At 43.0% G+C, this 13,920-nt stretch carries 14 protein-coding genes; 1 reads left to right on the forward strand and 13 read right to left on the reverse strand.

Features of this window, described 5'->3' with window-relative positions:
- From G6N79_RS12805 to G6N79_RS12820, 4 genes are all read right to left on the reverse strand, one after another.
- On the reverse strand, nt 1-1,212 hold the full coding sequence (locus G6N79_RS12805) for an MFS transporter (RefSeq protein WP_103905361.1): 1,212 nt from the start codon (nt 1,210-1,212) through the stop codon (nt 1-3).
- 224 nt (nt 1,213-1,436) lie between these two features.
- Nucleotides 1,437-1,838, reverse strand: coding sequence for a hypothetical protein (locus tag G6N79_RS12810; protein ID WP_146060574.1), 402 nt, complete (start codon nt 1,836-1,838; stop codon nt 1,437-1,439).
- Nucleotides 1,839-2,056: 218 nt separating this feature from the next.
- Nucleotides 2,057-2,995 (reverse strand): DUF5106 domain-containing protein, encoded by a 939-nt coding sequence (locus G6N79_RS12815; protein WP_103905359.1) that lies wholly within the window; start codon nt 2,993-2,995, stop codon nt 2,057-2,059.
- A 149-nt stretch (nt 2,996-3,144) separates the two neighbouring features.
- The gene (locus G6N79_RS12820) at nt 3,145-3,831 is read right to left on the reverse strand and encodes a hypothetical protein (RefSeq protein ID WP_103905358.1); all 687 of its coding nucleotides are present in this window, start codon (nt 3,829-3,831) and stop codon (nt 3,145-3,147) included.
- A 580-nt stretch (nt 3,832-4,411) separates the two neighbouring features.
- Between G6N79_RS12820 and G6N79_RS12825 the strand changes: the two genes are divergently transcribed.
- A complete protein-coding gene (locus G6N79_RS12825; RefSeq protein ID WP_200818758.1) occupies nt 4,412-4,723 on the forward strand; it encodes a hypothetical protein in 312 nt (103 codons plus the stop codon).
- On the opposite strand, the gene G6N79_RS12830 is transcribed toward G6N79_RS12825, so the two are convergent.
- The 9 genes from G6N79_RS12830 to G6N79_RS12870 all read right to left on the reverse strand — a co-directional run bounded on the left by G6N79_RS12830 (nt 4,720) and on the right by G6N79_RS12870 (nt 13,835).
- Nucleotides 4,720-6,438 carry a HAMP domain-containing sensor histidine kinase gene (locus G6N79_RS12830; protein WP_103905357.1) on the reverse strand — a complete coding sequence of 573 codons (1,719 nt, stop codon included), beginning with the start codon at nt 6,436-6,438 and terminating at the stop codon, nt 4,720-4,722. The two genes, G6N79_RS12825 and G6N79_RS12830, sit on opposite strands and share 4 nt — an antisense overlap.
- Nucleotides 6,435-7,559: a histidine kinase gene (locus G6N79_RS12835; protein ID WP_103905356.1), complete on the reverse strand. Its 1,125-nt coding sequence runs from the start codon at nt 7,557-7,559 to the stop codon at nt 6,435-6,437. The genes G6N79_RS12830 and G6N79_RS12835 overlap by 4 nt, the downstream gene beginning before the upstream one ends.
- 9 nt (nt 7,560-7,568) lie before the next feature.
- Nucleotides 7,569-8,648 carry a porin gene (locus tag G6N79_RS12840; RefSeq protein WP_103905355.1) on the reverse strand — a complete coding sequence of 360 codons (1,080 nt, stop codon included), beginning with the start codon at nt 8,646-8,648 and terminating at the stop codon, nt 7,569-7,571.
- A complete protein-coding gene (gene kdpC / locus G6N79_RS12845; RefSeq protein WP_103905354.1) occupies nt 8,638-9,225 on the reverse strand; it encodes a potassium-transporting ATPase subunit KdpC in 588 nt (195 codons plus the stop codon). The genes G6N79_RS12840 and kdpC overlap by 11 nt, the downstream gene beginning before the upstream one ends.
- A 7-nt stretch (nt 9,226-9,232) precedes the next feature.
- Nucleotides 9,233-11,242 (reverse strand): potassium-transporting ATPase subunit KdpB, encoded by a 2,010-nt coding sequence (kdpB, locus tag G6N79_RS12850; protein ID WP_103905353.1) that lies wholly within the window; start codon nt 11,240-11,242, stop codon nt 9,233-9,235.
- A gap of 11 nt (nt 11,243-11,253) precedes the next feature.
- Nucleotides 11,254-12,945, reverse strand: a complete 1,692-nt coding sequence (gene kdpA / locus G6N79_RS12855; protein ID WP_103905390.1) for a potassium-transporting ATPase subunit KdpA — start codon at nt 12,943-12,945, stop codon at nt 11,254-11,256.
- A 19-nt stretch (nt 12,946-12,964) separates the two neighbouring features.
- Nucleotides 12,965-13,042: a potassium-transporting ATPase subunit F gene (locus G6N79_RS17760; protein WP_103905389.1), complete on the reverse strand. Its 78-nt coding sequence runs from the start codon at nt 13,040-13,042 to the stop codon at nt 12,965-12,967.
- Nucleotides 13,043-13,046: 4 nt separating this feature from the next.
- Nucleotides 13,047-13,382 carry a DUF7674 family protein gene (locus G6N79_RS12865; RefSeq protein WP_103905352.1) on the reverse strand — a complete coding sequence of 112 codons (336 nt, stop codon included), beginning with the start codon at nt 13,380-13,382 and terminating at the stop codon, nt 13,047-13,049.
- A 93-nt stretch (nt 13,383-13,475) separates the two neighbouring features.
- On the reverse strand, nt 13,476-13,835 hold the full coding sequence (locus G6N79_RS12870; RefSeq protein ID WP_146060573.1) for a DUF7674 family protein: 360 nt from the start codon (nt 13,833-13,835) through the stop codon (nt 13,476-13,478).
- Nucleotides 13,836-13,920: the final 85 nt, after the last annotated feature.

Raw genomic sequence — 13,920 nt, forward strand, 5'->3', positions numbered from 1 at the left:
CTAACCTTCCTTATACTGTATCTTTTTCATATTGGGCAGGAAATAGGCAATAACGCCCATTAATGGCAGATAAGAACATACTGCATATATAGTTTCCAGGGAAGTCTGATCCGCAAACCATCCCAAAATTGCAGCACCTAACCCACCCATTCCAAATGCAAATCCATAGAATAACCCAGATACCATTCCAATTTTTTTCGGCAATAGCTCTTGAGCGTATACCAGGATGGAAGGAAATGCGGATGCCATAATCAATCCAATGATGGAAATTAAAACCCCAGTCCAGAACAAACTGGCGAAGGGCAGCAATAAGGTAAAAGGTGCACAGCCCAAAACCGAAAACCAGATGATATATTTTCGACCGATGACATCCCCCAAAAATCCACCGAATAAAGTCCCTAACGCCACGGCTATCAGAAAATAAAATAGATAAACCTGCGCTTGGATATCTGTTATGGCAAATTTGTCCATCATGTAAAACTGTAAATAACTGGTTATACTGGCAATATAAACGTATTTTGAAAAGATCAACAACAAGAGGATAACAATGGCCATATTGATTCTTGTCGGCGAGAGATCCGGTAATTTAATGGCTCTTTTTGCTTGTCCATTCATGACAAACAACACCTTTTTGTACCAACTGGCGATATAAGCCAGAACCAATTGAGCAACCACAGCGACCAACAGAAACCAAAGGATTGCTCTTTGCCCATGGGGCAGGACAAACCAAGCCATCAGCAATGGTGCTAGTGCCGTACCCGTATTACCGCCGATCTGAAAGATGGATTGCGCAAGACTGCGCTTCCCGCCCGATGAAAGATAGGCCACCCGCGAAGATTCAGGATGAAAGATAGAAGATCCGATCCCCACCATGATCACGGCGAATAACACTGAATAATAGTTATTGGAATAAGCCAGGGCAATAATCCCCACAAAGCTGAACAACATCCCAATGATCTGGGAGTATGGTTGTGGCCGTTTGTCGGTATACGAACCAACGACTGGTTGCAGTAACGAGGATGCCAACTGAAAGCAGAAGGTAATAATACCAATCTGTCCGAAACTTAAATGGAAGTTTTCCTTCAGTAAAGGGTAAGACGCTGGAATAACGGCCTGGATCAGGTCGTTTGCTAAATGCGCAATACAGATTGCGATTAAAATGGGAAATGTTGTTTTGGTTTGGTCGTAAGAAAAAGATGCTGCCTTAAACATATAAAACGTGATTTTAAATGAAAAGGAAAAGGCTATTCTATAAATAGGAAATTCCTGCACTAATAAACTAACTATCCGATTGGACGCCCAAAAGTAGCCTATATTCAAATGAAAACCAATTTATTCATTTTAAATTTTAATTAAGTAAGATGAAAAAACAACTTTGTTACAGTAAATAAAATAGAACGGCGCCTATTGGCGCCGTTCTACCTATAAAAATCATATTATTTTATTTCCAAGGCAGGTTTAATATCTTCAAAAAGGGCCATATATTCCATAGTCTGTGCACTGAAATCGGTAAATGCATCACCCTTGACCATAACTTTCACGGAACCATCCTTCTGTGGCACCTCCAAGACCTTGGCTATCTTTACAAATCCGCCAATAGGTAGTTCGGACTTCAGTTCCCCGTTTGGCATATTTGCTTCCGTACTCAGGAAGTAGCCTGTTTTGCTACCGTCGGAATGGGTATACCGATAATAATAAACCGGCTTCACTGTCTTAAAGATGTTGTTTGCGATATGGGCATATTTCGGATCCTTCGTCACGTCCCCCTTCTCGCCCATACAACCGATAAAGAAAAGTGAAACAAATAGCATAACTACGTAAATCTGTTTAGTTTTCATGTTTCTGTAAATAAAAATTGTGTTGAATATTTGTTTAAATAAAGGTCTATACTTAACCTGATATAGGCCACACATTTCTACAGACAAACCATATACAGGGTTAAAGGAATCATCTACAATTTATATACTGAGCATCAAAAAGAGAAACCTCAACCTATGCATATAAAAAAAGGCGACTTGAAAGTCGCCCATATCTTTGGTATCAGAAGTGAATAATTTTATAGGCTTTGAAAATAGCCGTAAACTTGTGGCAGATAGCTATCCTTTAAGATTACCTTTTTGTCCTTGTCCAACAAATAGATCGTAGGGGTTGCTTTGATCATGTATAGGTTTTTCGTCACGATCACCTGATCTTTATCGATCGCATTGATCCAATTGTTGGGGATTTGATTTTGATAGTCCTTCCAGATCTCCTCATTTCCATCCGGATAGATGGCCAGGATTTTCAATCCGCCATTTTCAATTACGGAATTCAGACCAAGATTACTTTTCATTTCAGCAATGGCTTCCTCACAGCTGCTGCATCCCGGTTCATAGAAGAACAACATCGTGAAAGGTGCCTCCAAGGTTTTTAAGGTGCCGGTGGTACCTGCAGTTGTGGTATAGGCAAAATCCGTCGCAGTTTTTCCTGGCTTATTTTTTTGCAGGATCGGAAGCAATGTCTGATATTTTGTTTTCTCATCGGCCGAAACTTTTTCCGAACCGATCAAATAATTCAGAACAGTTTCATAATACTGGTCACTGCGCATGGGCGAATTGGGATGAGCCAGATAATTCTCAAATTGAAATTTAAAAAAGTTGAATACGGAAGGTTCGATTTTCGCGGCATCGAATACCTGCTCTATCCCTTCTCTTAAGGTATCAGCCTTAACCAATGGGAAATGGCCGATATAATCGACAATAGCCTGTTCGCCATAACCCGTATTGAGGATCTTGGCGGTATCCTGAAAATTGAAGTTATCCCAGAAATGGGTAAACACGTAATTGATCTTTGCTTCTTCTCCAGTAATGTTCGCTGGCGGTTTTGGAGCTGCATAATTTCCGCCCTGCGCAGTAGGCGTTGTTGTTGCTTCTTGTTTTTTCTGTTCCTGCTGGCAGGATGTCCAAAATCCCAGACTTATCACCAATGCCAATAGGCACCATTTATTACTTACCATATCGTATTATATAAAAATATCGCAATGTAAGGTATTCCGCTAGCATTCGAAAATCTTGCACGATCAATTTTAAGGCAATTCTTACATAAAGAAGGCCTTGCTATCTTAGATAACAAGGCCTAGGGTATAATAGTTAGTGAATCTATTTCTTATTTATTGATGTTGTATTTAACACCTACTGCTGTCGAGATAGCACCTTCAAAGTTTCTTCCTCCGATCTCACCGTCGAATTCATCACCATAGATATTACCACGAACATCAATGGTCAAATCTATTTTATCATTCAAACGGAAGCTTTGCAAAACCCCTAAATTCGGACTGAATTTCACAGATTGAGGATCAGAAAGAACAACACCGAAACCAATACCTGCGTAAGGAATAAGGTTGTACATACGGTTTGGATCATAACCCAATGCATCGTTTGTCCAGTTGAACATAAAGTCAGCATGAACATTTAGGAAGTTCCATTTTTGGAAATCCAACCATTGGCTAGCATCTGCAGTTTCGCCAGTACCATAAACACCGGTTTGCGTAGCACCTTTATAGGAAAAACCGTTTAGGCCCAAACGTACTCCAAAACTATCGTTTAACCATTTTCCTCCGTAAATCTCAAAATGAGGTGTAAGACGATCACCAAAATCCAACTGTTTGTCGTGATCTCCAAAGAAAATCTGTGCACCGGCGCCAGCTCCTACGAACCAGTGCTTCTGAACGTCCTCAGTTTGGAAAGCTTTCTTGGAAAGACCTGGATGTGTTGGGTTATCTGTTCCCGGTTCGTTGGCAAATCCCTTTAAACTTAAAAGTGATGCTAATAATATGAAACCTATTTTTTTCATTGAAAATGGATGTTTAATTGTTCTATTGGGTCTGCAGGAAAACATGGTTTTGGTTGATGTCACCCAATCCCCCAATTCTATTAATAGTATATGCTTATTTCTAAATAATTATTATTCAATCCTTGCTTTATATTGGCTTAACAAAATCAAAAATTAATAGTTAGTGTGATAAAAATATCTACTTTGTTGTTAGCCTCTAAAACTATTTGGCACGAAGATACGGGCAAATTCAATGCGTGTCAATCACACACCATAACACCATTTATCATTAAAATTAATATTCAAACACTAGCATTTCTAATATTCTGGTTAAAATTGTTGGCATATCTTTATTTTTATTCCTTAAATACAAAATACAAAAATTTAAAGGAAAAATATTTCTTATAAAACCTATTTTTTGCCATTTGATACCAAATACCATTAAATTTATTTTGTAAATGAATAACTACAGTATGTTTTAGTCATAATTAGCCAAGCCAGACAATCTGGTATAGATGGTTCAGGTGCATTGTATAAAACACTTATTTTCAGTAAATTCGTGTATACACAATATATCGATTACCCCAAAAACCGATAGGCTATGAAAATCATTACTAGAATATGGCACGGAATCACCAGGAAGGAAGATGCGGACACCTACCTGAATTATCTATTTGATACTGGGATAAAGGATTATAAAGCCATTAAAGGAAATCTTTCCACCAAAGTCCTTCGCCGTATCGATCACGACATCTGCCATTTTATGACCATTACGGAATGGGAAAATGTGGAAAGTATCAAGGAATTCGCTGGTGAACATTTCGAGAAAGCAAGGTATTACAAAGAGGACAAACAGTTCCTTCTAGAATTTGAGGAACATGTGACCCATTTTGAGACCTACATTGTCGATTAGGCTTCGGAGACCTTCGGTATTGGCAGCTTGAAGAAAAAGGTGGATCCCAAACCTGATTCGCTGTCCACACCGATTATTCCATTTTGATTATTGATAAAATCCTTTGAAATAGACAAGCCTAAACCTGTCCCTGTACGCATACTGCCAGGGATCTGGAAGTACCGGTCGAAAACGCGGTCCTTGTAGGAAGCATCGATGCCTTTTCCAAAATCCTGAACAGCAAAAACCAACATATCGTTCTCCTTTTTCAATGAAACCTTAATTTCACTATGCTCGGTGGAATAGCGGATGGCATTTGACAAAAAATTTGTCATCACCCATGCGGTCTTCTCCTCATCCACGAACACTTGGGGTAAATTTTCTTCTACAACGACCCGCACCTGGATATGCTTCTGCTCCGCTTGCATGCGCGTGGTTTTCACCGCATAGTCAATAATTGGCCAAGGATTGGAAAGCTTCGCGAACAGCATGATATTACCCGTTTCCACTTGCGACATATTCAGCAATTCGCTGGTTATTTTCAATAACCTGACACTATCCTCTTCTATGCCTTGCAGAATATGCTGTTGGTCGGGGTTTAATTCCCCCATCCGTGGATGCTTCAGCAATTCCGCACTCAATTGGATGGATGCAATGGGCGTTTTCAGCTCATGGGATACTGTCGCTATGAAATTGGTTTTTGCAACATCCAATTCCTTAAACGTGGTGATATTCTTCAATACAATCAGTTCACCGATCTGTTGCTTAGTTTGTTCACCCGTAGGTATGATGTCCATCGGGATCACTTCCCGTTCATAATATTGCTCTTTCTGATCCCCATATATTTTGAAGTTGGCATCTGCATTCGGATTGGTAACCTGGTTAAGGAGTTCATTTTTGTTATATAGGGTTGCTGTGGCTTTTTCTGCAATATCTATCCGCTGCATCCCCGCAACCTGAAGTGCTTCATCGTTGATAAAAACTATCCGACGTTGCTGATCCAACCCAATAACAGGGTCGTGCATACTGTTGATGAGCGTCTCAATACGCTTCTTTTCTTCCAGAATTTGATCCAACTTGCTGTTGGCATACTCCTGTAGCCGCTCGGCCATGCTATTGAAAGAGCTTGCTAATTCGGCAAATTCACTCTGCCCCTCAATGTGGACGCGTTGACTGTAATTCTGCTGCGCGATTTCCTTGATACTGGCCGTCAACTTTCGAATGGGATCCGCGATATGGTTTGGTAGATTGACAAAAAGCACAAAACCAATCAAAAAACACAATGCACCCACCACCGAAATCAATATAAAAGCATTGGAAGCCATTTCTTTCGCATGATCGCTCTTTGCGACTATCGCATTCATATTGACGGTCATCAATTCGATTAAGTCTGTTCGGAATTCCTGCGCAAGCTGATTATCCTGGGGTGAGGAAGATAAATCTAAGAGCCTTTTGGCCAACCGATCCGTAATCTCACGTTCACCGCCCTCAGTTACATTGGCCTCTTGCCGTTTCATGTTCTGTTGCAGCTCTGCAAGCGCTTGTGGCCCAAAAGCTAGCTTATCGGAAGCCCGTAACATATTGCGCGCATATTCCACGGAATTGTAATTTGCGGAAAGCACGTTCTCGGTATCCTTCTTCATCGAATTGACATACAATGTGCTTACAGCACCCAAAATCAGGATCATTAGAAACAACAATCCGATACCGATATAAAGTTTAGTCTTAATTTTCATGACAATATGATTAAATCCACCTGCACTTTTTCCAATCTATGAAGCAACCTCTTGAAATTACCCATTACCCATAACACCCTAAACCATGGCCATTTAGGCCGACCCACACATAACGTTGTTACACCCATTCGGATAACCTGGTCAACGATATGATCGGAAACACGCCGACCTTTGACTTGAACTACCTGACCACCCAATTCCGTGGCCAATTTAAAATTATTAATTAAATAACGTTGTTTATCCAAAGGGATTTTATCACTCGCCTCTTTAGGTGTCTGCACATACAGCACAAACCATGACGCTTGATAATAACTGGCCAGTCGGGCAGTCTTTCGGATTAGGTTCTTCGCTTTTTTCTCATCTGTTCCGATACAAACCATAAACCGTTCCCGCTTTCGTTTAGGGCCATTCCCCCTACGCTGTTCATGTTTCATGATCGCATGGACGGCAACCTCTTTCAGTGCCAATTCCCTTAGCAACAGCAATTGATCCGCCTGGAAAAAATTACGCAAGGCTATTTCGATCTTTTCCTCACGATAGATTTTTCCTTCTTTCAAGCGATCCAGCAAATCCGCCACTGCAATATCAACAAATACCACTTCATCCGCCGCCTGAAGAATCCGATCGGGGATCCGTTCGCGAACAACTGCAGATAGCATGTCGCCTATTTCTGCCTGCAAGCCCTCCAAATGTTGAATATTGACCGCTGAAATGACCGTAATGCCGGCGTCGAGCAATTCCATTACATCCTGATAACGCTTTTGGTTTTTGCTACCCGGAATATTGGTATGTGCCAATTCATCCACAATGACAACCTCTGGATGATTTTTCAGGATCAAATCGACATCCAATTCTTCCAAACCATTGCCTTTATAAAACATATGCTTTCGCGGTAGAATGGGCAAACCTTGCACCAAAGCCGCAGTATCTTCACGACCGTGTGTTTCCACATAACCAATCTGCACATTGATCCCGTTCCGTAATAGGTTGTGTGCCTCCTGAAGCATGCGATAAGTCTTGCCCACGCCTGCACACATGCCTAGGTAAATTTTGAATTTCCCACGCCTGGACTGCTTGATGAGTTCCAGAAAATGTTCCGCCGATTTACGTTGCCCTTCCATATAAATATCCTAAAATCGCCACGCCATTGCCGTGGTGATGTGATTGGCTGTCTTTCTTAGATCTTGCCTTTTGTAGGGAAAACCGGCCTTATCTGCTTCAAGATGCCTATACTCCGTGCGCCAACATAATCCCTCATAGATGGTTACATCCAAACCCAGAGATGCCCCCCACAGCGCACTGCCACTACCAAATGTTGATCCAAAGACCACAGCATCGCGATCCTTGAAATATTCGCCCCGACCATGGATACGCAAGCCTGGCGTTATGGCATATGAACCTTGTACACCTGCATTCCACCAATACAATTTTTCTTTGGTCATGCTCTGTTCCTGTAATCCTATATCCCAATTCGCCAAGAGACTCCATTTTTCCCCAATGCGCCCCTGCACATATAGATTATGGAAAATCCGCAAACTATCGATCCCTTCTTTCCCTACATACGAACTGCTATTGATCAGGATGTTGGTGCTTGGCTTGTATTGTACTTGATGTCCAAAGGAAAGCCCACGTTGCGATTCCGACATGGCAATCCGCTGCCAACCATTCAGCGCCAAAACGGAGAAATACCATTCTTTATTTTTGGTTTCATAGGAAAGCCGCGCACCAGTTTCAAAATAGGGTGAATTTTCGGCAGAAAGGCTGCGGGATAAACTTACGTTATCCAAACCGATCGCACTTTCAGCACCAATATGTGAAGGCAACACACCAGCATCCAACCACAACGCATGGTCCTTGCTCAGTTTAAATCCAAGGTTAGCTTCGTAGACATTTTTCCAAATGCCATCCTCTCCAGCATAATTTGCTTGCATATAGGTTCCTAAGCCAATAGCGATATGACTGCGGATATGGGTGGATTGATAGCTGGCCTTCAGCAACGCTAAATTCACAGCGATCTCATTACTGCGGTGATGACTATTGAGTATACCCACTTTCTTATGATCTACAGGTTGATTGAAATCCTGGGAATAATACGTTTCAATATAACCACCTATAGCAAAGTTTTTGGCGGTACTGTTCTGATGTTCTTGTGCATTGGCCATCAGGATTCCAATGCTTAATAACGGAATAAATATCCCTTTAATTGACATCTGCTTTACTCCTTTCTGCGGACAGCTTATCCAGCGCTAGATTGAGCATCAGCACATTGACCTTTTCAGGTCCAAAAATTCCCAACAATGGCTTTTCAATATGAGACGTAACCAATTCCTGGACCTTTTCAGCTTCCAAAGCCCGAACTTTGGCAATACGTGCAACTTGCACACGAGCACCTTGTACTGTTAAATCTGGATCCAAACCACTGCCACTAGCAGTCACCAGCTCAACCGGCAATTCCGCCCTGGAGACCGTTGGATTTGCTTGCTGAAATGTCTGAATACGCTGCTGAACCGTTTGAAGGTATTCCCGATTGGAGCCCGCTAAGTTACTTCCCCCGGAACCGGCAGCATTATAATCTACAGCTGAAGGCCTTGATTGAAAGTAGCCTTCTTCCGTAAACGATTGACCGATATTTTTGTAAAATACGCGGCCATTGCTTTCGATAAGTAAACCTTTGCCTTGATTTGGACTCCATTGGGCAATTGCCCAAACAGCAAATGGATATAAAATAGCACACACCACAAAACTGAAAAATGTAAGTTTTAGGGCAGGTAAAAGATTTGTTTTCATGATTGCATTAAATAAATAGAGATACGACTAAATCAATGAGTTTGATCCCGATAAAAGGCACGATAAGTCCACCAAAACCATAAATGAAGATATTTCTTCGCAAAAGAGCGGATGCTCCGATCGGTTTATAGGCCACACCGCGTAAAGCCAAAGGAATCAACATCGGGATCAATACAGCATTGAAAATAACAGCAGAAAGTATGGCCGATTGCGGACTACCCAACTGCATAATATTCAAGGGCGCTAATGAAGGAATCACCAACATAAAGAGAGCTGGAATAATGGCAAAATATTTTGCCACATCATTTGCAATGCTGAAGGTTGTCAAAGTTCCTCGGGTCATCAGCAATTGTTTTCCGATTTCTACCACCTCGATCAGCTTGGTAGGGTCATTATCCAGATCAACCATATTTCCAGCTTCCTTCGCAGCTTGAGTACCAGAATTCATCGCTACTCCTACATCAGCCTGCGCCAAGGCGGGGGCATCATTCGTCCCATCACCCATCATAGCGACCAATTTACCATATTGTTGTTCCTTCCGGATATAGTTCATCTTGTCCTCCGGTTTAGCTTCTGCGATAAAGTCATCAACGCCGGCTTTCTTGGCAATATATCCTGCGGTCAGGGGGTTATCCCCCGTTACCATCACAGTCTTTATACCCATCTTCCGCAAGCGGGCAAATCGTTCATGGATGCCTGGTTTAACGATATCCTGCAACTCCACGACGCCCAAAGCCTTTTCGTTTTCAGAAACAACCAGTGGTGTTCCTCCATTGCCCGAAATATCCGCAACAATTTGCTCCACTTCAACGGGAAAGGTATGGCCTGCAGACTCAACAAGTTTCCGTATGGCATCTGTAGCTCCTTTCCGGATACGGTCATTTCCAATATCGATTCCCGAACACCTAGTCTCTGCCGTAAACTTAATGCTACGGATGCCTTCTTGGTGAAAATTCGCCATGTCCAATCCCGCCAGGTCTATAATGGATTTCCCTTCAGGGGTTTCATCCTGCATGGAGCTGAGTGCTGCCGCACGAATAAGATGTGCAGCTTCTACATCCGCTGCAGGATGGAATTGTGTAGCTCGTCGATTCCCGATCGTTATGGTACCGGTTTTATCCAACAGCAGCACATCGACATCACCAGCGGTTTCTACCGCACGGCCAGACTTTGTCAATACATTCGCACGCAGGGCACGATCCATGCCTGCAATACCAATTGCGGATAGCAACCCGCCAATGGTCGTCGGTATTAGGCAGACGAAAAGTGCGATAAATGCGGCAATGCTGATCTGTACCTGTGCATATTCTGCAAATGGCTTAAGCGTCACGGTCACCAGGATAAAGACCAAGGAAAAGCCCGCCAGTAAGATGGTCAGTGCAATTTCATTGGGGGTCTTTTGGCGCTTTGCGCCTTCCACCAACGCGATCATCTTATCCAGAAAACTCTCACCAGCACTCGCAGTGACCAGGACCTCAATTTCATCAGATAATACTTTGGTGCCTCCGGTAACAGAACTGCGGTCTCCCCCAGCCTCCCGAATAACGGGGGCTGATTCACCAGTAATCGCACTCTCATCAATAGTGGCCAGACCGCGGATGATCTCACCATCCGTAGGGATGATTTCTCCTGCCGAGCAGATGAACACATCATCTTTCTTCAGTTCGGAGGAAGAAATCAATTGCCCATTCTGCAATCGTGCTGGGGTCTCTTCCCGCGTTCTGCGCAAGCTGTCGGCCTGCGCTTTACCACGAGCTTCAGCAAGTGACTCGGCAAAATTGGCAAACAACAGTGTCGCCAGAAGTACCAAGAAAACTATAAAATTATAGGTAAATGAACCCTGAGAATGGTCACCGAACAGCACGGCAACACAAACAATGGCCATAATCACTGTACATACCTCGACCAAAAACATCACGGGATTACGTACCATATCTCGCGGATTCAATTTTATGAAAGCCTGTTTCAACGATACAGTCAATAAGGCGGGATCAAAAAATGTATTGGATGATTTCATGTCTTTTTAAATTATTGAATGGAAAAATATTCTGCGATTGGACCTAAGGTCAGCGCAGGGAAAAATGCAAGAGCAGCGACAATGGCAATGACCGCGAATACCATAAAGCCGAAGCTGCCGGTATCCGTGGGTAGTGTTCCGGCACTTTCCGGCACATAGCGTTTTTCCGCCAATAGCCCAGCAATGGCAATAGGGCCGATGATCGGTAAGAAACGACCGAGCAATAGGACAATACCCGTACTGATGTTCCACCATGGCGTATTGTCCCCCAAACCTTCAAAGCCGCTACCGTTATTTGCTGCCGCGGAGGTAAACTCATACAGCATTTCAGAGAAACCATGAAATCCTGGGTCATTTGCCGTCTGCGCACCGATATTCGGAAATGCTGCAGCCATCGCTGTACCGGTAAGAATTAAAAATGGATGCAATAAGGCGATCAACATCGCAATCTTCATCTCACGTGCCTCAACCTTCTTCCCCAAAAATTCAGGGGTCCGGCCAACCATCAATCCCGAAATAAATACTGCGAGAATGATAAAGATGAAAAAGTTTAACAGCCCCACACCGTTACCTCCATAGAAGGCGTTAATCATCATCGCCAAGAGTTCGTTCATACCGGATAGAGGCATGGAACTGTCGTGCATCGAATTAATGGATCCTGTTGAAATCACGGTAGTCACAATGGACCAAAATCCCGACGCAGCCGCACCGATCCGCACTTCCTTTCCCTCCATTGCTCCCGAAGTTTGATCGATGCCCATGGAAGCAAGTGCAGGACTCCCCTGACTTTCCATCACCACATTTGGAATGGCCAAGCATAAAAAGCCGAAGGTCATCACACCGAAAATCATAAGACTCAATTTTCGCCTCTTGATATAGTAACCGAAGGCAAAGACCATCGCAACGGGAATCACAAATTGGGCAATCATTTCCACCATATTGGTCAGATAGGTTGGGTTCTCCAATGGGTGGTTGGAATTGGCACCGAAAAAGCCACCCCCATTGGTCCCTACATGTTTTATCGCAACAAATGCAGCAACAGGACCTCTCGATACGGCAACCGTATCCCCCTGTAAATTGATAATTTGATCCTTTCCTTCGTACGTCATGGGCACACCTTGAAACAATAGGATAAGTGCGACCAAGAATGAAATAGGCAAGAGAATACGTGTGCAGGATTTTAAAAACAGCACATAAAAATTCCCCAATGCATGGCTATTTTTGTCCTTGAAGGCATTGAATAGCACAATGGCTGCGGCAATCCCCACCCCTGCACTCACAAATTGCAGGAACATCAATACCGTCTGGCCCAGGTAACTGACACCAGTTTCGCCCGAATAATGTTGTAGATTACAATTCACCACAAAAGATATGGCAGTGTTGAAAGCAAGATCGGCTGACATCCCCGGATTCCCATCCGGGTTCAATGGTAGATTTCCCTGGAACATCAACACCAACATGACAAGAATAAACCACAACATGTTGATGGTGAGAAGCGCATACAAGTGTTCTTTCCAAGTCATCTCCTTGCTGCCGTCTATTCCCGAAAAACGTAGTATTGTTTTCTCCACGGGATCAAAAATGCGGTTCAGTACATTTCCCGACTGATTCGAAAAGGCTAAGGCAATATATTTTCCCAAAGGAATGGCGCAGAGCATGGTGATTAAAAACATTCCCAGCACACCCCAAAGTTCAGTGTGTATAAAATTCATGGTTATCGAATTAAAATTTTTCCGGATAAATCAGCACGTACAGTGTATAGACGAATACTGCGAGCGCTACGATAAATAAGGCGATCATATCATTAATTTTCTAAGATTGTTTTCATGTACACCTGGCGCATTTCTTTAGGAAAATAGGCCAAGTGTTTTCTAAGGCTTGCTGGTGATTCGCAACAGGCTAGACGCTCCAGAAATTCATTTTCAATAGCATTCCGTACATGGAGCGACCCACCGCCATACAAGATACCGATGATGTTCATGGCCTCTTTGGCCATCTGTTGCTCTTCAACTTCTCCTTCGAACCGGGTGAGGCAATATTCCGCAACATCCTGTAATACGCTATATTCAGAATCCTGATGGCATTCCAAAATGCAATGTGGAAGCCACGCCTTCACTGTTGATAGTATTTTATTTTCCATGATCTCAGATTTTATCAAAAAAGTCCACTGCTTTATAGAATAGGGCAAAACAGATGATGCCCACAAGAATTAAAATTGCTGTCAGTACCATAATTAGTGCAGGTTATGTTTGCAATAAATTTCTTTTAGTCCCAACGGAAGGGCAGCCATAATGCCTTGCCACTGCCGAGGTGAACAGTGATGGCCCAAACGCTCAAAAGAATACATAAACAAGTAGTTGATACTTTCCCGAACGAATGTGTCACCTGAAACATAGGCTCCGGACACACTTTTTAATACCTGCGTGATCGCTCTTTTCTTCTTTTGTTGGCACAGTTCGCGCAGGTAGGTTACAACAACCTGCATGACGGCTGTAGGATTTGCCTGTCCATAAAAGGTGCGTAATTGCGGGGCCAAATTCCGGATCCGCAAACCCATGTATTGGGCCAAGCCCTGTGATTTAACTTTTTCCATGTTGATATTCATATTTCCCCCACCATGCCAAAGGATGAACCAAAGCTTCAACAAATCATGCAAAACACTGTAAATCAGAAATATG

This window comes from Sphingobacterium lactis (genome assembly GCF_011046555.1).
Lineage (GTDB): Bacteria > Bacteroidota > Bacteroidia > Sphingobacteriales > Sphingobacteriaceae > Sphingobacterium > Sphingobacterium lactis.